The sequence below is a fragment of the uncultured Pseudoflavonifractor sp. genome, assembly GCF_944387805.1.
In the GTDB taxonomy this organism is placed as follows: domain Bacteria; phylum Bacillota; class Clostridia; order Oscillospirales; family Oscillospiraceae; genus Pseudoflavonifractor.
In genome coordinates this window covers 1-23,080 of record NZ_CALXGI010000037.1, presented here as the reverse complement: position 1 = coordinate 23,080, position 23,080 = coordinate 1, and the positions used below count along the sequence as shown (strand labels likewise).

Sequence of the window (23,080 nt, the reverse complement as noted above, 5' to 3'; positions counted from 1 at the left end):
GGCTTGATTTTGTGTTGCCTTTTTCGCTGCCTCCAAAACCTGAAATTTCTACTTGACTTTTGTTAGCAGGTCTTTCAATGGCGTTCTCCGCTTACGCTTCCATTCTCACAACACGGTTTGCAGACACCAGCTCGTCAATAAACTGTTCGTCCCGTTTTTGCTCCTCTTTCTGGTAGGCGGTGCGCTTTTTCTCTTTCAGCCGCTCCAGAACGGCGGCGTCCATGTGCGCCTGGAGCACCTTGGCCCGCTGCTCCTCAGCTGCCCGCTGGAGCTTCTGGAGTGTCTGGCTCTCCCGAGTAATTTCCATCTCCAGCACCCGCAGCCCGTTTTCAAAGCCCATGGCGTCAGCAGCCGTAATGCCGCTGGCTGCCTCCTCACGGAACTGCTGGTTCAGCTGCTGATACCGCAGCCGGACGTCATCCACCCGGGCCTGCTGCTCCTGTACCCGCCGGAGCGCCTTGACATACTCGTTCTGCTGTCCCTCCAGCACCTGCTGCCGGTAGCTCAGCACATTGTCCAGACTGAATTGAAACTTTTTCACGAACGCTCACCTCTTTACAGCAGCTTTCGCATCATTTCCAGGTCCTGCTCATAGGAAAAGCCCTCCCTGACGCCCTGCATCAGGAATTGCTGAATGCCGTCAATTTTACTCAGGGCATAATCCAGCTTGGGGTTTGTCCCCGCCTTATAGGCGCCGATGGAGACCAGATCCTGATTTTTCTCGTAAACTCCCATAATATCCCGGATGCGGGCAGCTAGCTGCCGGTGCTCCGGGGAGACAATGTCGGTCATCAGTCGGGAAATACTGGCGCCGATGTCAATGGCCGGGAAGTGATTGCTGTTTGCCAGGCGCCGGGAGAGAACGATGTGTCCGTCCAGGATACCGCGCACCGTATCGGCAATGGGCTCGTTGGTGTCGTCGCCCTCCACCAGGACGGTGTAGACACCGGTGATGGAACCCCGCTGGAAATTTCCGCTCCGCTCCAGCAGCTTGGGCAGCTCCGAGTAGATGGACGGCGTATAACCTCTGGCCACCGGCGGCTCGCCTACGGCCAGCCCAATCTCGCGCTGGGCCATGGCAAAACGGGTGAGGGAGTCCATCATCAGCAGCACGTCGTAGCCCTGATCCCGGAAATACTCCGCCACGCCTGTGGCCACCGAAGGGCAGCGCTTGCGGAGCATGGCCGGCTGGTCGGAGGTGGCCACCACCAGGACCGAGCGGCTCATTCCCTCCGGCCCCAGGTCTTTCTCCATGAACTCCAGCACCTCACGTCCACGTTCGCCCACCAGCGCGATCACGTTGATGTCCGCCTTGACGTACTTGGCAATCATGCCCATGAGGGTACTCTTGCCCACGCCGGAGCCGGCGAAGATTCCGATTCTCTGGCCCTTGCCCACGGTGAGCATCCCGTCAATGGCCTTGACGCCGAACTCCAGCCGCTCCCGGATGGGGGGACGGAACATGGGATTGATGTAGGAACTGCCGTCCACACAGAAGGGCGTTCCGCCCTCAAAGGGTCCCTTGCCGTCAATGGGCTGTCCCAGGGCGTTGATGACCCGCCCCTTCAGAAACGGCCCCATGTTCAGGCTCAGCCGCCGGCCGGTATTGCGCACAAAGTTGCCTGCGGAGATCCCGCTCATATCCGAGTAAGGCATCAGGAGAATCCGGTCGTTCTTAAAGCCCACCACTTCAGCCATGACCTGGCCGCCTGATTCGCCGTTATAAATGCGGCAGATATCGCCGATGGCCGCCCGGCCGCCCGACGCCTCAATGGACATGCCCACGATGTTTTCGATTTTTCCCGTGTAGCTGACCGTCTGCGCTTCACGCACGCGCTGGATCATCTGTTCAAACACGGTCCGTCACCTCTTATCCGCCGTGGAGAATCCCCTTCAGGTTATCAAGCTGTGTGGAGGCGCTGGCATCAATAATCTCATCCGGCATCTCAATGATGCAGGTGCCAGACTCATCGTCCGCCATCGGGATCAGTTTAATGTGGTCGGACAGTCCGGCCAGAGAGGCCGTCAGCTCCGGGGTAATCTGAGCCAGCTCTCTGCTGTCGCAGCCGCCGATGTAGATACGCACCCACTCGCGGCGCTTGAGCCGCTCCGTGGCCATCTGCACCATACGCAGGATCACTTCGCGGCTGCTCTTCAGGCTGACGTGGATGACCTTTTCCGCCACCGCGATGCTCAGGTCGCACAGCTCGTCCTGAACCTGGGACAAAAGGGCTTCTCTGGCCTCAGTCGCTTGCTGTAAAAATTCCTTGACCTGGACCGCCTGTTTCTCCAGTTCCGCCTCCAGCTGTCCCCGGCTCTCTGCCTGGGCCTTGACCAGGCCGTCGGCATATCCCTGGTTGAACCCTTCGCGCCGGGCGTTCTCCTCAATTTGCTGGACTTCCTGGAGCGCCTTCTGACGGTACTCCTCCACCAGCGCCTCGCCCTGGCGCTTGGCCTGCGCTGTAATGGCGTCGGCCTGGATCTTTGCATAGGAGAGCATCTCTGCCGCTCCCTGACCGGCGCTGCCGGAAGCTTCTGTCTCCGGAGCCGTACTGTCCTCCTGGGAGGACTCAGGCACCTGCTCCTCTTCCGCCGGATTGTCCTCCGGCTCTGCGTCCGGCTCAATCAAGATGTCGTCCGCCTGGGGAAAGGTGTACTCATTTACCTGAGGGCGCAGGAAATGTTTAAAGATGTTAGGCAATGATATCGTCCTTTCCACCCTTGAGGATAATCAGTTCGTTCTTCTCCTCCAGATCCCGGATGACGCCCACAATGCGCTGCTGCGCCGCCTCCACATCGCGGATGCGCACATTGACGGTAACCTCCAGGTCGTCCCGGATGCTCTGTGCCATACGGGTAGAGACGTTGGCAAAAATCTTGTTGGCCACCTCGGTGTTGGCGCCCTTGAGCGCCAGCACCAGATCCTTGGGATCGCAGTCCCGGACAAAGCGCTGCACCGACCGGTCATCCATGGTGACAATGTCCTCAAAGACAAACATCCGCTTGCGGATCTCGTCAGCCAGGTCGGCGTTATGGGTGGACAGCCGGTCAAAAATGCTCTTTTCGCTGGCGCGGTCCAGATTGTTCATCACGTCGGCCACATAGTCCACGCCGCCCACCTTTACGTTGTTGGTGGTCATAATGCTGGAGAAGCGCTTCTCCATCTCCGCTTCAATGATTTTCACGGCCGCAGGGGAGGCGCTCTCCATATTGGCGATGCTCTCCACCACCTTTACCTGCCGCTCAGGGTCCAGTTCGTCAATAACAGTCGCCGACTTCTCCGGCTCCACGTAGGACAGAACCAGAGCAATCGTTTGAGGCCGCTCGTGCTGCAGCGCGGCATACAGCGACTTCTCGTCCGCCTTATTCAGGAAGGAGAACTCCCTGTTTTTCAGAGACTTGGTCACCTTGTCAAGCAGCATGCTTGCCGTCTGACTTCCAAAGGCCCGCTCCAGAACGGCCCGGGCATACTCCAGCCCGCCCTCTGTCACCGCCTTGTTCGTCATGCACATCTGATAGTACTCGTTGAGGATATCCTCTGTGGTGGCCGCATCCACATAGCCCAGTTTGGCGACTTCCAGCGTAATCTGTTCCACGTCTTCCGGTTCCATGTACTGATACAGCTGCGAAGCCTTCTCTGTACCCAGCGAGATAATAACTGCTGCCGCCTTCTGCTGGCGGGTTAGCTCCTGCTTGGGGTGAGTGGGTGCCGGTTGGGCTGTGGCGGCGTTCTTTTGAATCGACTCTGTTGCCGTCTCACTCATATTGCTCACTCACCTTCCCGCAGCCAATTCTTCACCATTTGAGCCGCAATCTCAGGATTCTCTTCGGCAAACTTCCGAACGTCCTGCCTCAGCTCCATGCTCTTTTCCGTCTGCATTTCCATAATTTCAGGCTGCGCCGCAGGGGCTGCGGGGGCAGTGGGAACCCCCTCTGCCTCTGCCTGTGCCAGCTTCTGACGCTTCTTCACATTGCGGCGGTGCAGCAGCATCAGCGCCAGCATCAGCAGCAGGAAAAGCGCGCCGCCGCCAATAGCCGCGTACAGGACCCAGCCAGGAATGGACTCCGGCGCAGGAAGCAGCGTGTTCCCCTCCTCCGGCTGATAGAACGGCGCCACGAGAATGGAAATTTTATTCTGTTCATCGCTCTGCGCGATACCTGCAGCACGGGCCACATGGGGGTAGAGGCTGTCCGTGCTGACGCTTCCGGCCACATCCTGATTAATGGTCACCGCCACCGATACATCGCTGATATAGCCCGCCACATGCTCCACCTGCTGCTTCTGGGTGTCCACCAGGCGATCCGTCTGGCCCGAAGTGGAAATGGTCTTTTCAGTCCCGTCGGGCTGGACCTGCGTATTGACATATGTATCCAGATCTGCATTAGAGGAGGTGCCCACATTTCCGCCGGCAGTGGTGTTATCATCGCGAACAATCTCATCGTTCCAAATCTGAGTTCCGATGATCCCATCCTCCTTGCCCTGCGCCCAGTCCTCCAGGGAATAGTCGGTGGTGTCGGTATAGGTGCGATCCACGTCCACCACGGTATTAACGCTCACCCGCACATTGTCCTCGCCATAGAGAGGGACCAGCGCCTGCATAATCCGGCTGCGAATGCTGTTGTTCCACTGCTCCTCCAGCTTCATCTTCAGCGCAGAGGTATCCTGCAGATCGCTGAAGTCGTCCCCATCCGAGTAGGTGTTGCCGTAGGTATCGCCAATCTTCACATTCTCCACGTTCAGCCCGGCAAGGCCGCTGCTGACCAGGTTGCGGATGGCCTTAACCTGGTTGTCCGTGAGGGTCCTTCCATTTTCCATGGTCACCGTCACCGAGGCGGTGGCGTCCACCTGATTGCCGCTGTCCAGCACATAGGTGTGGTCCTCGCCCGGTGTGAGAAGCACCGCTGCATCCTTAACTCCGTCAAAGTTGCAGATGACAGCCTGCATGCGGTCCTGCAGCGCATAGAGTACCAGCTGATTCCGTTCCGCCTCGGTGGTCAGGCTGCCCACATTGTCGAAATAGGTGTCATACCCGTAGCCTGAGGCGGGATAACCCGCCTGGAGGACCTGGGCCTTCAGTGCGGCCTCCTGGCTTTGCGGCACCAGGATGGTGTCGTCCTCTACCTTGTATTGTGTAATACCGTTGTCGGACAGATAGGTCAAAATGGCGGACATGTCCGATTGATTCAGGTCGGCAAACAGTGTGGCATAGGGCTGATTGTTCATTACTACCGCCAGTATTACCAGCGCTATAAGCACGGCCAGCACGCCGCCTCCCAAAAGGCCTTTCGTCCTCCGGGAGGCGGATTTCCACCACTGCAAAACAGAGGCGGCAACGCTTTTTACTTTATCCATCACAATTCCCCCGGATCAGGTATCGTATGCCTTACAGGCTGATGCGCATCAGTTCGCTGTACGCGTCCAGCGCCCGGTCCCGCATCTGGACCAGCAGCTCTGTCGCGGTGGACGCCTGCGCGGCGGCGATCATCGCCTCTGCCGGATTGTCCAGTTCTCCGGTAGCCAGCGCATAATAGGCCTTGTTCTTGGCGGCATCAGTTTCCTTCACATTGTCAATCATGGACTGAAATATCTGAGAAAACATGGACGGCTGGGCGGCATCCATACCCTTCCCCGCCGTCATCTGTGCGGCCGCCGCCCGAATCGGCTGAATCGGCGTAATGTGCTGTATGCTTGTCATCTTGTCCCCCTCTTTTCTCTATGGACCCGCTCTCAGTCTGGAGCCGTCATTTTCCGATTTCCAGTCCCTTGGCCGTCACCTGTTTCAGTACATTGAAGGCCGTGACATTGGCAGAATACGCCTGGGATGCCGCCATGGCGTCAGAGATCTCCTTGACCAGATCCACATTGGGCATCTCCACATATCCATCCGCATTGGCATCAGGGTTAGTCGGGTCGTAGACCAGCTTAAAGTCGGAGGGATCCTCTACAATCTGGGTCACCTCGACGCCGCCGTCAGAGACTCTCTCCCCTCTGGCCCGCGCCAGCGCCTTCTGGAACGGCGTCTGGCTCTCCTTTGCCTGAAAAACCACCATCTTACGGCGGTAGGGGCCGCCGCCCTCTGTACGGGTGGTGTTCTGGTTGGTAATATTCTCAGAAATCACATCCAGCCGCAGCTGCTGAGCTGTCAAACCGGAACCAACCACGTTCATAGAACCCAAAAAAGCCATTGCCTATGCCCCCTTATCCCTTAATTGCAGTGCGGAGCAGAGAAAATTCATTGTTGATGGCATCCATGACATATTGAATCTGGTAGCCATTTCGCGCCAGTTCCACCATCTGTTCCGTAATATTCACACCGTTTTCATCCATCCGGGTACTCTCCTGCGCCTCCTGCACAACAACAGGCGTATCCTGAATTGCTGTCCGGATGTCAGAGCCTGTCCCGCTCCGGCGGGCTGCGGACTCCACAGCCTGTTGCAGCGATTCCTCAAAAGTAGCGTACTTCGTCTTGTACCCCGGCGTCTCCACGTTTGCAATGTTATCTAAAATACAGCTCTGTTTTTCCCATAAAAATTCCATGGACCGCTGCATCATCAGCCCTACATTACTTGATAGAAAATCCATTCCGCTTTGCACCCCTTTTCCCCTGTATCCGCTGCTTTCTCCAAGCATTTTATCAGTACTATTTTCGTAACATTTTAAATTCATATATCTAAGTTACGTTTCATATTCGACACTTTTTTGCATTCCGTATTGTAACTTAGTATTTTCTATTTTTCAACATTTTAATTTCTATATAACTCTATTTTCTTACTATTTCGAAATTTTTCTTGTAATTTTATCCTACTTTTATTCATTTTTTCTTTTCCTACTATTTTATTATGATTTTATGTTTCGCAGAACATTTTTTCTTTCCTTTTTACTAACTTATGTGCCCATTTATCCCCCTTTATCTTAGAAATTATGTTGAGAACGTCTAATGTTCTTTATTTGTAGTTTTTCTTTAAAATGGAATATTTTCATGCTATTACTACAAATTTCGACATGTTTTAACACTTTTTGTTGATTTAAACAAAGTTTTTTATGAATATTTTTTCATCAATATTCGAATATTATTTCTATGTTAAAACTACCCAAATACAGTGCCATTGTCTCCCTATAAATATCGTGCATTTTCCGTTAGATATGTACCGCATTATTCAACGAACATAATCGTATAATTCTCTGCTTTTTCCAGCCCATTTTCTCAATGTTACTATCTGTCACATCATGAATAAAAAACTATCGGTGGCACCTGAAAGATGTCACCGATAGTCACCTTCAAAAATCCGTTGTTCAATTTGACAATGCGGGCCCTTACGCTCGCTCAGATCGTCAGTGCCCTGGCCAGTACTGCCGCCATTTCCGCCCGGGTCATGGTCCGTCCTGGCTGCAGCTTTTTCTGATCGTTCCCGGAAAAGAGCCCGTTCTTCACCAGAACAGACATTTCATTTCTGGCATATCCCGATATATCCTTCCAATCCTCATAGTCGTACAGTGCACTCTCGTCCGGCGCTCCCATGCTCCAGCCCGATACCTGCATAGCCCGGTAGAGCATGACTGCCGCCGCCTCCCGGGTAATGGGGTCGTCCGGATGGATGCCTCCGTCAGGATAGCCTTGGATGACTCCCAATCCGTATCCCCGCTGAATGGCCTGGGCATAGTAGGCGTTATCCGGCACATCGGAAAAATGGTAGCCGCTGGCACTGGGGAAAGAGAAGGCCCGATCCAACATGACGATAAAGCTGCCTCTCGTTATCGCCGCCTGGGGGGCATACCGGGTGGCATCGGCGCCTATGACTACGCCGCTCTCATACAGAAAGTCCACTGCCGCCGCTGCCCAGCCAAAGCCCCCCATATCTATGAAGTATCGGGAGGCGGTGTTGGGGACGACGCGAATCTGTACCTCGCCCTCATAGGTTCCACCCTTGGAGTCTTTCGCCGTATAGGTGAGAGAGACGGTCCCCTGGAAGCCGACCAGCGGCACAAAGGACAGCTCCGACATTCTGGGCGACGAGGAGGGATAGTAGGTCGTGTTGGTGCGCACCTGGCTGCTGGTGGAGTGGATTCCGCCATAGTGATAATAAAGGTGTCCGCCCTGGATGTCGTCCGCGCCGGTGAACTGTACCGAGACCAGCGTCCCTCTCCCCCGCTGATTGCAGGCGGAGATAAAATCTTCATCCCGCAGTACCACCGGCTGATAAGAGGTAGTATAGGTGATGATGCCGGGCTGTCCCTGGGTGACTGTAATGGTGACCGTGCCGGAGAACTGTCTCCCGCCTGTGCTCCAGCCGGTGAAATTCAGGGAAAACGTCCCGGCGTAATCGCTGTTGGGTACAAAGCTCACCCGCTCCAGATAGGGCGAGGACAGGCGGTAATAGTTCCGGCCGGAAGTAACCTTGCTGTCATAGCTGCCGGAGGAGCGATAGTTGTAGTACAGCGTGCCATAGGCGGACGACGGCAGAGTAAACCGCACATAGTTCAAGTTCTCTCCCGTGGCAAGCAGGCAGTAGTCGTTAAAATCATCGTCCTCAAAGGTGAGAACATTCCCGTCGGACACCTGATACTTCAGAGGGTCAGGTGCGTTTTCCACGTCAATCTCCACGGCGCCGGAAAAGCTCTTGCCGTTAATGTTCCAGCCGGTAAATGGAATGGATACCGTTCCGGTATAGGAGCCGGAGGCCACAAAGGTAATGTTGTCCAGATAGGGAGAAGCGGTGCGGTAGTAGCTGCGGCCGTCAGATACCTTGCTCTCATAGCTGCCCGTGGAGGTGTACTTGTAGTACATGGCTCCCTGGGACGAGGCAGGCAATGTGAAACGCACATAGCGCAGACTGCTTCCCGTCAGATTGACGCACAGCGTGTTAAAATCCGTGTCATTGAAGGTCACCTGCCCGCCCTGAAAAACCGCATACCGTACAGTACCGGTGCCCTGAGGGGACACTGTGATGCCCACCTCACCGTAAAAGCGGTTGCCCCGGATGTCCCAGGCCGTGAAGGGGATGGAGACCGCGCCGGTATAGGAGGAAGCGGCCACAAAGGTCACTCTGTCCAGGTAGGGGTAGGCGGTGCGGTAATAGTCCCGGCTCTCAGACACCAGCGAGGCGTAATTCCCCGAAGAGATATAATTATAGTATAAGGTTCCCTGGGTGGCGGCGGGCAGCGTAAAGCGTACATGGTCCAGATTGTAGCCGGTCAGCCTCAGGGAGAGGTTCTGGAACGCCGTATTGTCAAAGCTCACCTGCCCGCCCTGGCCGATGGAGTAGGTAATATCTCCTGCGGCAGCTGCAGCTGTCACCTGTATGGAAACCCTTCCGCGGTAGGACGTACCGTTGACATCCCAGGCTGTATAGAGGAAAATCACCTGGCCTGACGTGTTGGCCGCCGGCACAAAATACACGTTGTCCAGACTGGGGACGCCGGTATATTTATACTTGTCGGTAACCGCCACCGGCGTGCCCGGATTCTGGGCGGACAGATAGTTATAATACAGCGTCCCCTTCCCGCTGTCCGGCAGAGAGAAGGTGACATAGCTCAGATCCCGTCCGGTTCGGTTGCGGCACACCTGCGCAAAGTCAGAGGCTTTGAACTGCACCGCCTTGCCGCCGGCAACCGAGTAGGACACATCCTGCTCCAGTTCTACGCTCACCTCAATTGTGCCCTGAAAAAACTGGCTGCCCGAGGCGTAACCGGTGTAATAGATCACTGCGGTTCCCTCAAAGTCGGGTTTAGGCACAAAGGTAACGTCCGCGAGATTCAGCTGTCCGGCGCCGGGCGAGACATAGTACCGCTCTGACGTGCCTACACCCAGGCCCGTATCCTCCTCCGAGGAATAGCGGCAGTAGAGCGTCCCCTGGTCCGGGTCCACTGAAAGGCCGCTGACATAACTCAGGTTCTGCCGCAGAACGGCTGCGCTCTGAGTTTGAAGCTGGGAGAGCAATGCCGAGAAGTTCAGCGGCGCTCCCGCCCCTGCGGAGGTATGGATTACATCAGCCTTCCCCTGCTTGACGGTGACAAGCACGCTGTCCGAATAGGTAACGCCGTTTATCTTGGCTGTAACGGTGGCTGTTCCCTCTTCAATTGCATATAGATATCCATTTTCCACCCGCACCACGCTGGTGTCGCTGCTGCTCCAGGTGACCCCCCTGCTCTGAAGGGATTCGCCGTAAATGGTGTAATCCAGCGTATAGTTGTCTCCCACCCGGAGGGGTGTGCTTACAAGCGCCGCCTTCTCCGACTTGTCGAACACAAGGCCCAGTACTGTTACCGTGCAGGCGGCCTGCTGGGCAGCGGAGGTGGCTGTTATCTGGGCCTTGCCGGCGGACACGCCTGTCACCAGGCCGGAGGCGCTGACCGTGGCCACCGAAGTGTCGCCGCTGTTCCATGCCACCGTCTGATCTCCCGTAGAGGGGGTGACCAAAGCCCTGAGCTGACCCGTGTGGTTTGCGGCAGTCTCAATGGGTGAGAGCTCCAGGGTGTCAGGCGTGACGGTCACGCCGGGCTGCTCGGCGGCTGCCACTGTGATTTTACAGCTGGCCTCCTTGCCCTGACTCTCCCCTTCCCTGGTAATCGTGGCAGTGACCGACACTTCTTTTACCGGCTCATTGGTGGCCGCGACCGCCTGCGCCTTGACTGTGGCCTGGAGCGGGCTCTCTTGATCGTATGCCACGCTCACCTCGTCCTCTCTGTCCTTGGCTACTGTCCACTGAGCGGTGTAGCCCTCAGGCAGCGTTGTGTACGCCTGTCCATCAGCCATTCTCACTGTAGCGTTAAGGGTAGCGGTCTGTCCCACGGTCAGCGTCAGCGTGTTCTGGTCCAGTGTGACTGAATAGTCTGTGGGCTGTTCCGCCTCGCCGGCCAAGGCCGCCGGGGTCAGGGACAGCAGCAGGGACAGGCTCAGCAAAAGGGCGAGCACCTGTCCTCCTATGGTTCTTTTCATCTGGTAATTCTCCTTCCGGGATCATAAAGGCGCGGGGGCGGGCAGGGTTTGCCCGCCCCCGCATATTTTCTATGGAGTGCAGTAAATTAAGTGTTTACCTGGACAAATTCCACCTGCTGGCTGTTGGGAATGTTGCCGATCTGGCGTGCCTCCAGCCGGAACGTCAGGTTCTGTCTGGTACTGTTGCTGCTGGCATCACAGATAAAGCTGTCGGAGAAGAAGGTGATGGTATCTCCAATGGAGATGTTCTGGAAGGTCAGCGTCAGGGTGGTGGAAGCCCGCTTCACCTCATTGGAGTAATTCAGGTTCCACTTGGGGATGCTGCCGCCCAGGATGTCAATCAAGCGCACCGCCTTGGTCTGATCCTGCCCGGACAGGGTGTTCGCCGTCTGCCAGACCTCCATGGGAGTCTGCTCCACACCGCTGGCCGACTCCACGAGCTGATACACCGGTTCGTCAAAGGTAAAGGTCACTGAGCCGCTGTATGTGGGATAGCTTCCGCTGGTACTGCCGGTGATTTTGGTGGACACATTCTGAAGCACAGGCGGCGTCTTGTCGGGAATCTGCACGCCGCCTACCGCGGCAAAGGAGGTCTCAGAGCCCAGCGGGCTAATGGCGGTCGCCAGACAGTAATAAATAGTTCCGCCAGTCATGTTATTAGTAAAGTCCTGGGTCTGGAGATACTGGTTTGCCTGGGTCAGGGACTTCTTGCCCTGAGCACTGATGGTTGCGCCCATAGGATTGCTGCCGCTGACCAGCTCGGACACCGTCTTGCGGATGGTACTGCCGGCAAACTCGTCGAAAACAGTGTATCCCTCCGTACCGTAGGGGGTGCACAGCGCCCAGATTACCGTGCGGTTCTCACCTGTATACTCACCGTCGGCGCTGATCAATTCATTCCATTGCGTCCTTTTGGCGCTGTCCACCTGGCTGTCAAACCCGTTGGATGTGCGGAGAACAGAAGGAAGCTCATTGGTGGCGATCAGCGCGTAGGTCAGTTCAGCCGAGGCGGTGGTGCTGAAGTTCACCGAGGGGCTGTACTGAGTCAGGGTAATAACCGGCTTCTTCACGTCCGTGGTCTCAAAGCGGTAGGCCAGCACGCGGGAGTAGGTCTGAGAGGTTCCCTGGAGCACAAAATAGGCAATGTACCTGGTCTGCTTGTCCAGGCCGTCTACCAGCTTCGTCTCCACACTGGAGCCGCAGGTCACCGACCCATATTTGATTTTATCGTTGCGGTAGTGGCTGCTGGCATTCACAATGCTCAGATAGTCCGGCGCGGTCAGTATCGGGGGCTTGGGGTTCTTCTCGTCCTCGATATTGTCCTCTTTTCCGCTGCTGGGCAGGTTTTCCCAGTTTGCAATGCCGGTGGTGTTGTCGCCATACCGGTTCCCGTTCTCGTCGGTGGTGCCCACATAGCCCAGAGGGGCGATCACATAGTAGACCGTGCCGGGCCGGTCCAGCATGAGGGACAGGTTCACCGCCGAATCACCGGCGCTGAAGCTGGGATAGTCTCCGATAAAGATGGGGGCCTGCTGGTCGGTAAACTGCTTGCGCAGAGAAAAGTCATCCGGCTGGCCGATATTGGTCACGCCGTCCTTCAGCGCCTCATCCCAATTGTTCTCAGTCACGTCGGCAGAGAGGGTACCCAGGTCGTTGTTACTGCCTGCCGCCACATGGATCTTCATGTTCACCCGCTGGCTCCAGGTGTCCCGCTCCGTCAAGCCGCTTACCTTGGTAAAAGAGATGGCATACTCATACGATACATTCTCTTTCAGAGTGTTCAGCGCGTTAAAGTCCGGGTTATTTGTGCCGCTCTGCAGAAAATTGCGGGTCAGGCTTACGCCCTGGTAGCCGGCCACATTGTCGGGTACCGGGATCTCTTTGGTGCCCAGCAGCTTCCACTCGCCGGCGGAGCCGCCGCTCACCTCGCGGGCATAGAGCTGGAACTCCACGCTGGTATCCGACCAGATAAGCATATCCCAATCCACAGAGCCGTCCACCTTCTCCGTGGACACCGGGCTCAGCCGCCAGCTCAGGTCCACAGGGATGGAAACCGCAGGTGTCTCCGACTGGCCTCCCCCGCCCGTATACCTGGTGATGGTGTTCTCATTGAGGGCGGAGAGGTTGATTTGGGCAAACACTGTGGTGAATCTCTCCAGCCGGGTACGGCCCATCACATTGATGGCGGCAGAGGTATCGGCAATGGTGTTGGCCTGAATTTCAAAGTAATATGTGGCGCCGCTTCTGAGGTTAATGCCGGTACCGTTGGGGAAGGTCACCACCATCTTGCCATCCTCCTGGGACACCTCGGCATAACGATAGTCAATGGTCCAGTTTCCGCTGCTTTTGTCCGCGTCGCCTGCGCCCTCGATCTTTACCGCCTGGCTGCCCGACGGCACCTGGTAGAAGTAGATGGCGTTGCTCAGGGCATTTGCCAGGGCCGTACGGGCAGACTCCTTCGCGCTCTCGCTCTCCGCGTCGGTCACTTTCTGATAGAGCGCCTCCAGGCCCGTATAATTCCCCACTGTCTGTACGGACTCGCTGAACACCAGTCGGACATCGCTGTCCGGCAGGGGCGTCTTAGTGTCTGTTCCGTTATACTTTGTAAATTCCTGGGTGACAGTAGGCGCCGTGCTGTCCAGGGTGTGGATGGTGAGCTTGCCCACCGAAGCGGAGTAGTTGCCCGCCTTGTCCTGAGCCACATAGTACAGGTCGTAGGCGCTCTCCTTGTCCAGTCCGCTGATGGTGAAGGACACATCCTTGTCTGCCGACATGCTGGCCTTTCCGCTCTTCAGCGCGTTCATGCCGGCCATGACCTGGAGCTTGGCCGTATCGCTGGACAGGTCCACCTCGCCCTGCTGCCCGCTCAAGGGCTTGGGGTAGGTCTCGCCCGCCTTGACAATCACCCAGTAGAGGGTGCCCGCCTCATTGAGGTTGGCGTACAGCCCCACCGAGGTCTCTTTCACGTTATTGACGGTAGGATCTGTATTGAACACAGGCGGCGTGCCGTCCACTGTGGTAAAGGACAGCTTTTTCACCGCCGAGCTCTGGGCTCCGTCCACATCGGTGAGCCACAGATAGAGATCATAGCTCTCCAGCTCCTCCAGCGGCACGGAGTTGACCCGGAAAGTATAGGCCGTGTTCTTTACCACGTCCATGGAGCCGAAGCCCAGATTGCCGGTGACCGCGTTGGCCTTGAAATCATTGGCAGTGGGCGCGCTGGCCCCCTTGGGCAGCACCGCGTAGTACATGCGGCAGGTCTTGGTTGCCATTGTGGTAACCTGGCCGGAGATGTTGGTAATCTTCGACATATAGGGATAGCCTGAGGCAAAGGCAGGCTTGGTGTTGTCCGGAGTGGTGAAGGAAATCACCTTGAGCGGACTGCGCTCATCCCGGGCGTCCACAAAGACCGCAGAGATATAGTAAGCGCCGTCCGAGGTCAGTCCGCTGATTTTGACCGTTCCTTCCCTGCCCGCGCCGCTGAGGGAGAGGGTACCGCTCTTTACAACCTTAGGGTTATAGGAAGAAGGGTTAATCAGCTCATCCGCAGAGAGGGAACCGTCCGTCACGGCAGTGACCGCCCAGTATACCGTGCCCCGCTTATTGGCGCTGAATACCGCAGAGGCACTGGTGGGGGCCAGATCGGTGAGCTGAGGATAGCCGGCGTAAAGTCTGGGATCTGCGGAGGACTCTGCCGCAGCCGCAGTATCCATCACCTCTCCGGCGATGTTGGCCGTAATTCCAGGGCGGATCACAATCTGGTCCGGGAGCATGGACACGGTGCTGCCGGCAGCATTAACCGTCAGGTTGGCAATATCGCCGTCTCCAGTCACCTTGATGCCGGTGTCCAGGTTTACGTTCTCCACATGGGCCCCTGAGGTGATGGCAAGCGTGGAGTTCACAGCGGTCTCATCCACTGTGATGGTGTCCGCCTGCCCGCTGGCCAGGATAAGGTTCGTCTTGGGGGCAGCGTTCACAACTTCTTTAATATTTCCCGCCAGCGTAAGAGACAGGCCCTCCTCGCCGTCCATCTTGATGCAGGAAATGCCGCAGCCGTCCACCGTATTGTCGGCCAGGAACGCATTGGTCCGGACAAAGGCCTGATCAATCAGGCCGTCGCCCTCCACCTTCAGAGAAACGCCCCGGTTTCCGATGTTGTCCACAATCATTCGCTTGGCGGTGACATTGCGCAGGATAATACTGTCCTGACCGCCCTCGCTGGTACCGCCGCCGCTGACCACAATGTCGCCCAGCACGGTCACATTCTCCAGGGTGACATAACCCAGGTCAACGCCTGCACTGATGTACAGGTTGCCGCCCACCACGGTGTCCCGCAGGGTAACGCCGGAGGTGGTGATGGTCACATTGCCCCACACGCTGCCCAGAGTCTGGGTGCCCGCGGTCTGGACAGGGGTGCCCAGAGCATTGACCAGGATAATAGCCGCCTGACCCCGGGTCAGCTTGTCCTGAGGACCAAAGCGTCCGTCCGGATAGCCCTGTACAATTCCCTGGCGGGTGATGGCGGCAATATACCCCTTGCTCCAGTTTGCCATGGTCCGGCTGTCAGTAAACAGTGTGTTTTCTCCCACCTCGGCGGGAAGCATCAGGACGCGGGCCAGAATTACGGCAGCCTCTTCTCTCGTGATGCTGCTGTTCGGGGAAAATGTGCTGGCAGAGGTACCCTGAATATAGCCGGTGTTATAGGCAATGCCCACATCGTCGGCATACCAGGATGTAACCGGCACATCCCGGAAGGGCGTGGCGCTCACACTGTCGTAGCCAAAGGCCCGGTTGATCATGGTGGCAAACTCCGCCCGGGTAATGTAGTTGTTCTCGTTGAGGTTCCCGGCGATGTCTCCCCTCATGACGCCCCACTTTACCACCTTGTCCAGGTATGGCTGCATGTAGGAAGCCGCTCCCGCCGCCGCGGCCATCGCAACGGCCAGCGCCAGGACCAGCAGCCCAGTGCAGACCCGGGCTGCGCCCCGTCTTATCCGTTCTCTCCAGCCTGTCATATGTATGTCGTCCTTTCGTCAAACAAATTTTACGTGCTATGGATACCGCTCAGTTCTTCTGCAGCTGCAAGCTGAATACAGCCTCCCGTATCATACTCTCTTCCTCCCGCAGCAGGGAGATAAACTCCGCAGCGTACAGGGACTCCCCCTCTTTCGAGGTGCGGCGGCGGAGGATCCTCATATCCACCAGCAGCGGCTGGGTGGTAACAGGTATGACAATCTGCACCACTTCGCCGTTTTCCAAGGGTCTCGGGCAGAAGAATGCAATTCCGCCGCAGCTCAGATCATAGCTGACAATGGGGACGCGCCCCCGCCAGCTCCCCGACCTGGGGTAAATATAGCTGACAAACCGCACAGGAATGCGCAGATTTTTCCGCACCGACTGCTCCAGAGGGCGCACCGGCTCCAGCACCAGCACATTGCCCTCCCGCCGGACCAGCTTCCCCTCCAGCGCGGGCACCGCATCAGAGTCCCCTACCAGACTGAAGAAGGTGTGCTTTGTCACCTCATCTACGTCGCCGTCATCAATATTCATCCGCCATTCGGTCCCCCGCGGGGTATATTCCGTAGTCCCATGGGCCACTGCATTCCCGCGGCTGTCCAGAATCAGATACTTATAAGGCATTTACCGCACCCTCTCCCTGTTACTCCGCCTGTGTCCGCCCGGTTCGTCGAAACTTCTCCGGGTCTTTCGGATCAAAATTCAGAAAGTAGACGTAGATATCCACTACCGCCTGATACAGCTCCTCCGGAATCTCCCGGCTCAGCTCCATCTGGGTCAGAACCGTAGCGAGCGAGGTATCTTCATAGACGGGTACGCCGCTGTCCGCGGCTACTTCCACAATCTTTTCCGCCAGATGGCCCATCCCGGAGGCCACAATCACCGGCGCACCGTCCCCCGGACGGTATTGGAGCGCTGCCGCCCGCTTCACCGGCTTGGCAGCGGAGTCATTAGACTTTGACATTGACGCCCTGCTTCCCTTCAAACAGATTTGGAAACACCTGCGTCAGCGCCAGCGGTGTCTCCAGCTTGGATACCTGTATATTCTTTCCAGACAGCTGATGCCGGCTCAGGATTTCTCTCATATCCTCCGCCACAATCGCGCTGTTGCCGGAGACCGCCTCCGGCCCGTAGATATGCAACTCCACCTGATCCTCCCGGGCAGCCAGCGTGACCTCCACAACGCCCAGAGACTCTACATCCAGTTTGAACAGAAACTGCACTTTTTCCCCGTTCTGCCCCGCTCCCTGCCGTCCGTCCTCTGCGTCCGGGTCCACCCAAAGCTCGGAATACATCATCTTTCCGTCCCACTCCACCGGGAACATCATGTGGTGCAGCGGCATATATACGCTCTCGTTCACCAGCAGCGCGCGGATGAGCTCTGCAAAGGACTCCCAGGCATCCGTGCCCAGTTCCCCTTTCATTGCCTGGCCTGCCGCTCTGGCCATTCCCTGAACAAAGGGGCTGGCCGCGGCGCGGGCAAAATCGTTCTCCTTCAGCAGCTTCAAAATCGCCGTGTCGTCCAGCTTGTTCAATCCGCTCAGCAAATCGCCATATCTGCCCAACTGGCGGAAGGCTGCCAGAAGGGGCCCCTCTGCCCCATCCTCATAACGGGCAATGTTCAGCACCAGCAGATTCAGCAGGCTGCGCAGCGGACCAAAGTCGTGGGCCCGCTCCACATAGCGGCCCAGATAGGGGACCACCTCCCGCTGCAGCAGGCCCAAATTTTCCTCCCGCGTTCCGGCCTGAAGTCCGTTCTCCAGCCTGGTGGCCATGTCCTCCAGCTGGCCACGCCAGCTTTTGGGCAAATAATCCTCCATTTGCTTGAGCAGAGTGAGCATATTCTTCCCAATGTGCCCCGTGGAAGAGAAATCACTGTACCGCCGGGCAAATTCCAGAATTGCCTGGCGGGCATGTCCGCTGGACAGCTGGCTGTACGCCTGGCGCAGCAGCGAGAACAGCGCGCCGGAAAAGCGATTATTCCCGCGGACCTGCTCCATAAAGAACTCCCTCAGACTCTGCTCGTCCAGTTTCAGCATGTCCAGCAGCTGGGCCATCTCCTGCGCAATTCCCTCCTGGAGTCCAGGCACGGACACCATGCCCTTGAGCATAAGAATGGTCTTACTCATAATCTGAGATAGCTCCGGAGTCTGCCGCAGCTGCTCTAAAAAGGTCTGTAAATTGGAATCATAGCGGAGGACGTTTGATTCCAGTCCCTGGTCCGCCGTCTGTTGTTCCGTCTTGGCGTCCGCCCGCACCACCCGGGACGGGTCGGGGACATTCTGCACCTGGGGGTCGCCGCTCCGGGACGGAACAAGTTGGGTCCGATTGTTATTTGCGCTGTCATAGCCAGGGACGCGGTTGGCCGCACCCATCAGTTCTGCCATAATATGCTCCACCTCTCGCCGATGAACTGGGAAAACGCCGGAGTTCGCGTTCCATACCCCGGATATTTTAACCTGCTGCTCTTAATTTCCAGCATGTCAGGGTCGATAATAGAATAGAAGTCCAACGCCAAGGAAGGAGCGTGCCACTTATGAGCGCCGGCAACGACAGTATTTTAGAAGCCTTTTTATATGAGACCAACACTCTGCTTGAACAACTGGACAGCATTGTTCTGGCCGCTGAACAGCAGGACAGCTTTTCTCAGGAGGACATCAATACCATCTTCCGCATCATGCACACCATCAAGGGCTCCTCAGCTATGATGGAGTACAACTCCCTCATGACCATCGCCCATCGGGCGGAGGACCTGTTTGCCATTATCCGGGACAAGACCATGGATATTGTCCCGGAGAGCCTGCGGCCTGAGCTGTTTGATTTGCTGTTCCAGACCATCGACTTTTTCCGGCAGGAGCTGGAACACATTGAAAATGACCAGCCCCTTACTGAAAATATCGACACCCTCCTGCAAAAAATTAATAGAGTAATCGATGAAATTAACTCCGGCGGGCGGGCTCAGCCGCAAGCCGGTCCCGCAGACGCCTCTGGCGCAGCTTCCGGCGCCGCCTCCGTTCCCGGCCACAGCGATTTTCCCTTTGGCCTGCAGGTCTTTTTCGACGAAGGCTGCGGCATGGAGAACCTGAGAGCCTATATGCTGGTCTCCTCCATCCGCGAGATCTGTGCCGAGACTGACTTTACTTATGAACCCCAGGGTGTGGACTCCGACCCCGCCACGGCGGACGAAATCATCGAGTCCGGCTTTCATCTTTTTTTCCGCAGCCAGGCCGACCGGGACGCCGCCATTCAGGCCGTCACCGCCTCCGGCACTGTGCGCTCCTATCAGGCCGTGGATCAGCCGGCACCCGCGCCTGCGCCCGCACCGGCGGAATCTGCTGCCGCAGAGGCGCCTGCCAAGCCCGCGGCGGAGTGCGCGCCTCCCGCCGCCAAGGCCCCTGCCGCTAAGGCAGCGCCAGTCTCCGCCCCCCAGAAGTCCGAGGGGCCCACCCACCATAAGGAGAGCCTTATCAGCGTCAGCCTGAACAAGCTGGACCACCTGGTTGCAGTTGTGGGAGAAATTGTCATCACAGAGTCCATGGTTACCTCTTCTCCCGAGCTCAAGGGCTTAAAGCTGGACGCCTTCACCAAGTCCGCCCGGCAGCTGCGGAAGCTGACCGATGAGCTGCAGGATGTGTCCATGTCCCTGCGCATGGTACCCGTGTCCGGCACGTTCCAAAAGATGAATCGGATTGTGCGTGATATGTGCAAAAAGCTGGGCAAGCAGGCCCGTCTGGTCCTGGAGGGCGAGGACACCGAAGTGGACAAGACCATCGTGGACAGTATTGGCGACCCTATCATGCACATCGTACGTAACTCCATGGACCACGGCATCGAGGAGGATGTCCAGCAGCGCATCGACGCTGGCAAGGACCCGGTGGGTGAGATCGTCCTCTCCGCCCGGCACACCGGCAGCGAAGTTATCATTGAAATCCGGGATGACGGACAGGGCGTCAACTACGATGCCGTGCTCAGCAAGGCCATCCGCAACGGTCTGGCCCAGCCGGACGTGGAGTACTCCCACAAGGATATTCTCAACTTTCTCATGGCCCCTGGCTTCTCCACCAATACCGAAGTGACAGAATTCTCCGGCCGCGGCGTGGGTATGGACGTGGTAAAAAAGAACGTGGAAGAAATAGGCGGCACAGTCACCATTACCAGCGAACCGGGGCAGGGCATGACCACCACCCTGAAAATTCCTCTGACCATGGCCATTATGGACGGTATGGAGGTGTCGGTAGGCGGCTCTATTTTCACCATCCCCATCCACAATATCCGCCAGTCCTTCAAAATCTCCAGCAGCGATCTGGTACGGGATGCTGCCGGCGGAGAGATGTTCAAATGTTTGGGCAGCTTCTATCCCGTTATCCGCATGCGGGACCTGTACCAGATGGACGGCGGCGCGACGGAAATCGAGGACGGAATTCTCATCTGGCTGGAGTCCGGAGAGCACTCCTACTGCCTGTTCGTGGATGAGCTGTTGGGGGAGCAGCAGGTGGTGGTCAAACCGCTGCCCGCCTACCTCAATCGTTTTAATATTAAGGCCAGCGGTATCGCAGGCTGTACCATTCTGGGCGACGGCAATATCAGCATCATCCTGGACGTGTCCAACCTGTTCGCCTATGCCCAGTAAAAGGAGAGAGAGCAATGACCCAAGAGGATATTTTATTCCAGCCTGAGCAGTTTGACACTGCGTCAGAGGAAAATGCAGCTGCACAGGCGGAGAAATATCTGCTGTTTTCGTCCAATGAGCTGCTGTTCGGGGTTCCGGCTGAAGCTGTGGTGGAGATCATCACAGGCCATACCATCACCTCCCTTCCACTGGTGCCCAGCTATATCCGCGGCATCATCAATTTGCGTGGCCAGATAATCCCTATTGTGGATATCCGGCGCCTGCTGGATCAGGGCAGCTGTCAGAACAACTGCATGATTATCCTTCAGTCCGACGGGACGGAGGTGGGCATTCTGGTGGACGAGGTGCAGAAGATGGTGGATATCGATGTCTCTGCCCTGCTGCCCGTCCCACCCCAGCGGTCCAAGGACCTTGTGTGCGGCATGTGTTCCCTGGAGGACGGCCAGACTATGCTGGCTTTCGACTGCGTGCGGCTGTTGGAGCATACCTGACGCGGGGTGACCACAGATGGATATGATGTTTCACGGACTGACCATCACTGACAGTGATTTTCAGCGCCTGGTACAGTTCATCCATGCCAACTATGGCATTGACCTGAGCAAAAAGCGCCAGCTTATCACCAGCCGTTTGTCCCACGCGCTGAAGGAAGAGGGATACCAGGATTTTAGTTCCTTCCTGCAGCATCTCTTTACTGCCAAGGACCCCAAGGACTTGGAATTGGTGCTCAATAAGCTGACCACCAACTACACCTATTTTCTGCGGGAGAAGGACCACTTCACCTTTTTCCAGAATACGGTTCTGCCTGAACTGGAGCAGCGGCACCGCCGGGACAAGGTTCTGTCCATCTGGAGCGCCGGCTGCTCCAGCGGTGAGGAGCCTTATACCCTGTCTATTTACCTCAAGGAGTACTTTGGCCCTCAGGCCAGCCAGTGGGATACCAGAATTCTGGCCACCGACATCTCTCAGCAGGCCATGGCCAAGGCCAAAGCGGCCGTATATCAGCCGCCCGCCGACATGCCAGACGCGTGGCTACGGCGCTACTTTCTCCCCAGCAGGACTCACCCCGGGGAGTACACTGTGACGCCTGCTATCCGGGACAACGTTATTTTCCGCACCTTTAATCTCATGGACCCCATCCAGTTCAAGCTGAAATTTGACGTTATTTTCTGCCGGAATGTGATGATATACTTTGACCAGAGCACCCGCGACGCGCTGATCCGGCGCTTCTACAACGCTATGGCTCCCAACGCCTACCTGTTTATCAGCCATTCGGAGTCCCTCGGGCAGACTCCGCTGTTCCGCATGGTCGCCCCGGCTGTCTACCGCAAAAACAGCGCCCCTACCCGCTTATCGAAAGGATCCGATGCTACATGACACCTTTACAGCGAAAAATCAGGGTACTGGTTGTGGACGACTCCGCAGTCGCCCGCACCTTTCTGATTCAAGGGCTGTCCAGTTTCCCCAATATTGAGGTTGTGGGCTATGCTATCAACGCCCTGGATGCGAACGCCAAAATTCTCCGCCTCAAGCCCGACGTTATGACCCTGGATGTGGAGATGCCGGGCACCAACGGCATCGACTTTCTCTCTCAGCTTCTTCCGGCTCACCCGCTGCCGGTGATCCTGGTGTCCAGCCTGAACCTCCGGGTGTTTGACGCTCTTGCCGCAGGCGCGGTGGATTTTGTCCGCAAGCCAGACGGCACCGAAAGCCGTCAGTCCTTCTTCCGGGCACTGTCTCAGAAAATCACCGTGGCCTCCTGCGCCAAGGTACATCCCCGCCGTCCCGCTGCCGCTCATCCCTCGGCCGTTCTTCCCCCCTCCGCTCTGGGCCAAAGCAACATTGTAGATTTAGACCACACTATCATCGGCCTGGGCGCCTCCACCGGCGGCACGGAGGCCACGCTGGAGGTCATGAAGCGCCTGCCCGCCGATATTCCCGGCATGGTTATTGTCCAGCATATGCCCAAGGGTTTTACCGCCATGTATGCCCAGCGGCTGAACAAGCTGTGTGCCATGGAGGTGCGGGAGGCCAAAAATGGGGACGAGATCCGCCGGGGGCTGGCTCTGGTGGCCCCCGCCGATCTTCAGGCCCGGGTGGTGCGCATGGGCAGCCGGTACACCCTTGCCTGCCAGCCCGGAGATAAGGTCAGCGGACACCGGCCCTCTGTGGACGCGCTGTTTCACTCCATGGCCGCCCAGGTCAAATGCCATATGGTAGGCATCATCATGACCGGTATGGGCCGGGACGGCGCCAGCGGCCTTCTGGAGATGCGCAAGGCCGGGGCCTACACCATCGGTCAGGATAAGGAGTCCTGCGTGGTATACGGCATGCCCGGCGTCGCCCAGGACATCGGCGCGGTGACCATACAGGCCTCCTGTACCAATATCGCCGCTATTCTGATGCAGCATCTGAAAACCGGAAAATAGTCACAACCTCCGGCTAAGCCGGAGGCTTGATTAAGCCCTATAAGGGCATAATACAGACAATACCCCTAAAG

At 57.1% G+C, this 23,080-nt stretch carries 17 protein-coding genes; 4 read left to right on the top strand and 13 right to left on the bottom strand.

All coding sequences use genetic code 11. From position 1 onward, the window contains the following. Positions 1–91 precede the first annotated feature (91 nt). From fliJ to Q0K06_RS09330, 13 genes are all read right to left on the bottom strand, one after another. Positions 92–541 carry a flagellar export protein FliJ gene (gene fliJ / locus Q0K06_RS09390; RefSeq protein WP_294551560.1) on the bottom strand — a complete coding sequence of 150 codons (450 nt, stop codon included), beginning with the start codon at positions 539–541 and terminating at the stop codon, positions 92–94. A gap of 14 nt (positions 542–555) precedes the next feature. Then, positions 556–1,857, bottom strand: coding sequence for a FliI/YscN family ATPase (locus tag Q0K06_RS09385; protein WP_294551558.1), 1,302 nt, complete (start codon positions 1,855–1,857; stop codon positions 556–558). 13 nt (positions 1,858–1,870) lie between these two features. Continuing rightward, positions 1,871–2,701, bottom strand: a complete 831-nt coding sequence (locus tag Q0K06_RS09380; protein WP_294551556.1) for a FliH/SctL family protein — start codon at positions 2,699–2,701, stop codon at positions 1,871–1,873. Then, a complete protein-coding gene (gene fliG / locus Q0K06_RS09375) occupies positions 2,694–3,764 on the bottom strand; it encodes a flagellar motor switch protein FliG (RefSeq protein ID WP_294551554.1) in 1,071 nt (356 codons plus the stop codon). The genes Q0K06_RS09380 and fliG overlap by 8 nt, the downstream gene beginning before the upstream one ends. A gap of 5 nt (positions 3,765–3,769) precedes the next feature. Further along, positions 3,770–5,353, bottom strand: coding sequence for a flagellar basal-body MS-ring/collar protein FliF (gene fliF, locus Q0K06_RS09370; protein WP_294551552.1), 1,584 nt, complete (start codon positions 5,351–5,353; stop codon positions 3,770–3,772). Positions 5,354–5,384: 31 nt separating this feature from the next. Beyond that, the gene (locus Q0K06_RS09365) at positions 5,385–5,696 is read right to left on the bottom strand and encodes a flagellar hook-basal body complex protein FliE (protein WP_294551551.1); all 312 of its coding nucleotides are present in this window, start codon (positions 5,694–5,696) and stop codon (positions 5,385–5,387) included. 46 nt (positions 5,697–5,742) lie between these two features. After that, positions 5,743–6,186, bottom strand: coding sequence for a flagellar basal body rod protein FlgC (flgC, locus tag Q0K06_RS09360; RefSeq protein ID WP_294551549.1), 444 nt, complete (start codon positions 6,184–6,186; stop codon positions 5,743–5,745). Between the two features lie 13 nt (positions 6,187–6,199). Then, positions 6,200–6,583 carry a flagellar basal body rod protein FlgB gene (gene flgB / locus Q0K06_RS09355; protein ID WP_294551547.1) on the bottom strand — a complete coding sequence of 128 codons (384 nt, stop codon included), beginning with the start codon at positions 6,581–6,583 and terminating at the stop codon, positions 6,200–6,202. A 742-nt stretch (positions 6,584–7,325) separates the two neighbouring features. Further along, entirely contained in the window at positions 7,326–10,937 is a 3,612-nt protein-coding gene (locus Q0K06_RS09350; RefSeq protein ID WP_294551545.1) for an S-layer homology domain-containing protein, read from the bottom strand. Positions 10,938–11,023: 86 nt separating this feature from the next. Further along, on the bottom strand, positions 11,024–15,952 hold the full coding sequence (locus Q0K06_RS09345) for an S-layer homology domain-containing protein (protein ID WP_294551543.1): 4,929 nt from the start codon (positions 15,950–15,952) through the stop codon (positions 11,024–11,026). A 49-nt stretch (positions 15,953–16,001) separates the two neighbouring features. After that, positions 16,002–16,577, bottom strand: a complete 576-nt coding sequence (locus tag Q0K06_RS09340; protein WP_294551541.1) for a PilZ domain-containing protein — start codon at positions 16,575–16,577, stop codon at positions 16,002–16,004. Positions 16,578–16,596: 19 nt separating this feature from the next. After that, positions 16,597–16,917, bottom strand: coding sequence for an EscU/YscU/HrcU family type III secretion system export apparatus switch protein (locus Q0K06_RS09335; RefSeq protein WP_294551539.1), 321 nt, complete (start codon positions 16,915–16,917; stop codon positions 16,597–16,599). After that, complete coding sequence (locus Q0K06_RS09330; protein WP_294551536.1) at positions 16,904–18,340, bottom strand: hypothetical protein; 1,437 nt, start codon at positions 18,338–18,340, stop codon at positions 16,904–16,906. Before Q0K06_RS09330 ends, Q0K06_RS09335 begins: the two co-directional genes overlap by 14 nt. A 149-nt stretch (positions 18,341–18,489) precedes the next feature. Between Q0K06_RS09330 and Q0K06_RS09325 the strand changes: the two genes are divergently transcribed. Genes Q0K06_RS09325 through Q0K06_RS09310 form a run of 4 tightly spaced genes read left to right on the top strand, consistent with a single transcriptional unit; the run spans position 18,490 to position 23,009 of the window. Beyond that, on the top strand, positions 18,490–20,583 hold the full coding sequence (locus Q0K06_RS09325; protein WP_294551534.1) for a chemotaxis protein CheA: 2,094 nt from the start codon (positions 18,490–18,492) through the stop codon (positions 20,581–20,583). A gap of 14 nt (positions 20,584–20,597) precedes the next feature. Next, positions 20,598–21,074: a chemotaxis protein CheW gene (locus Q0K06_RS09320; protein WP_294551532.1), complete on the top strand. Its 477-nt coding sequence runs from the start codon at positions 20,598–20,600 to the stop codon at positions 21,072–21,074. A 16-nt stretch (positions 21,075–21,090) separates the two neighbouring features. Beyond that, positions 21,091–21,957: a CheR family methyltransferase gene (locus tag Q0K06_RS09315; RefSeq protein ID WP_365925346.1), complete on the top strand. Its 867-nt coding sequence runs from the start codon at positions 21,091–21,093 to the stop codon at positions 21,955–21,957. Beyond that, complete coding sequence (locus Q0K06_RS09310; protein WP_294551530.1) at positions 21,954–23,009, top strand: chemotaxis response regulator protein-glutamate methylesterase; 1,056 nt, start codon at positions 21,954–21,956, stop codon at positions 23,007–23,009. The genes Q0K06_RS09315 and Q0K06_RS09310 overlap by 4 nt, the downstream gene beginning before the upstream one ends. Positions 23,010–23,080: the final 71 nt, after the last annotated feature.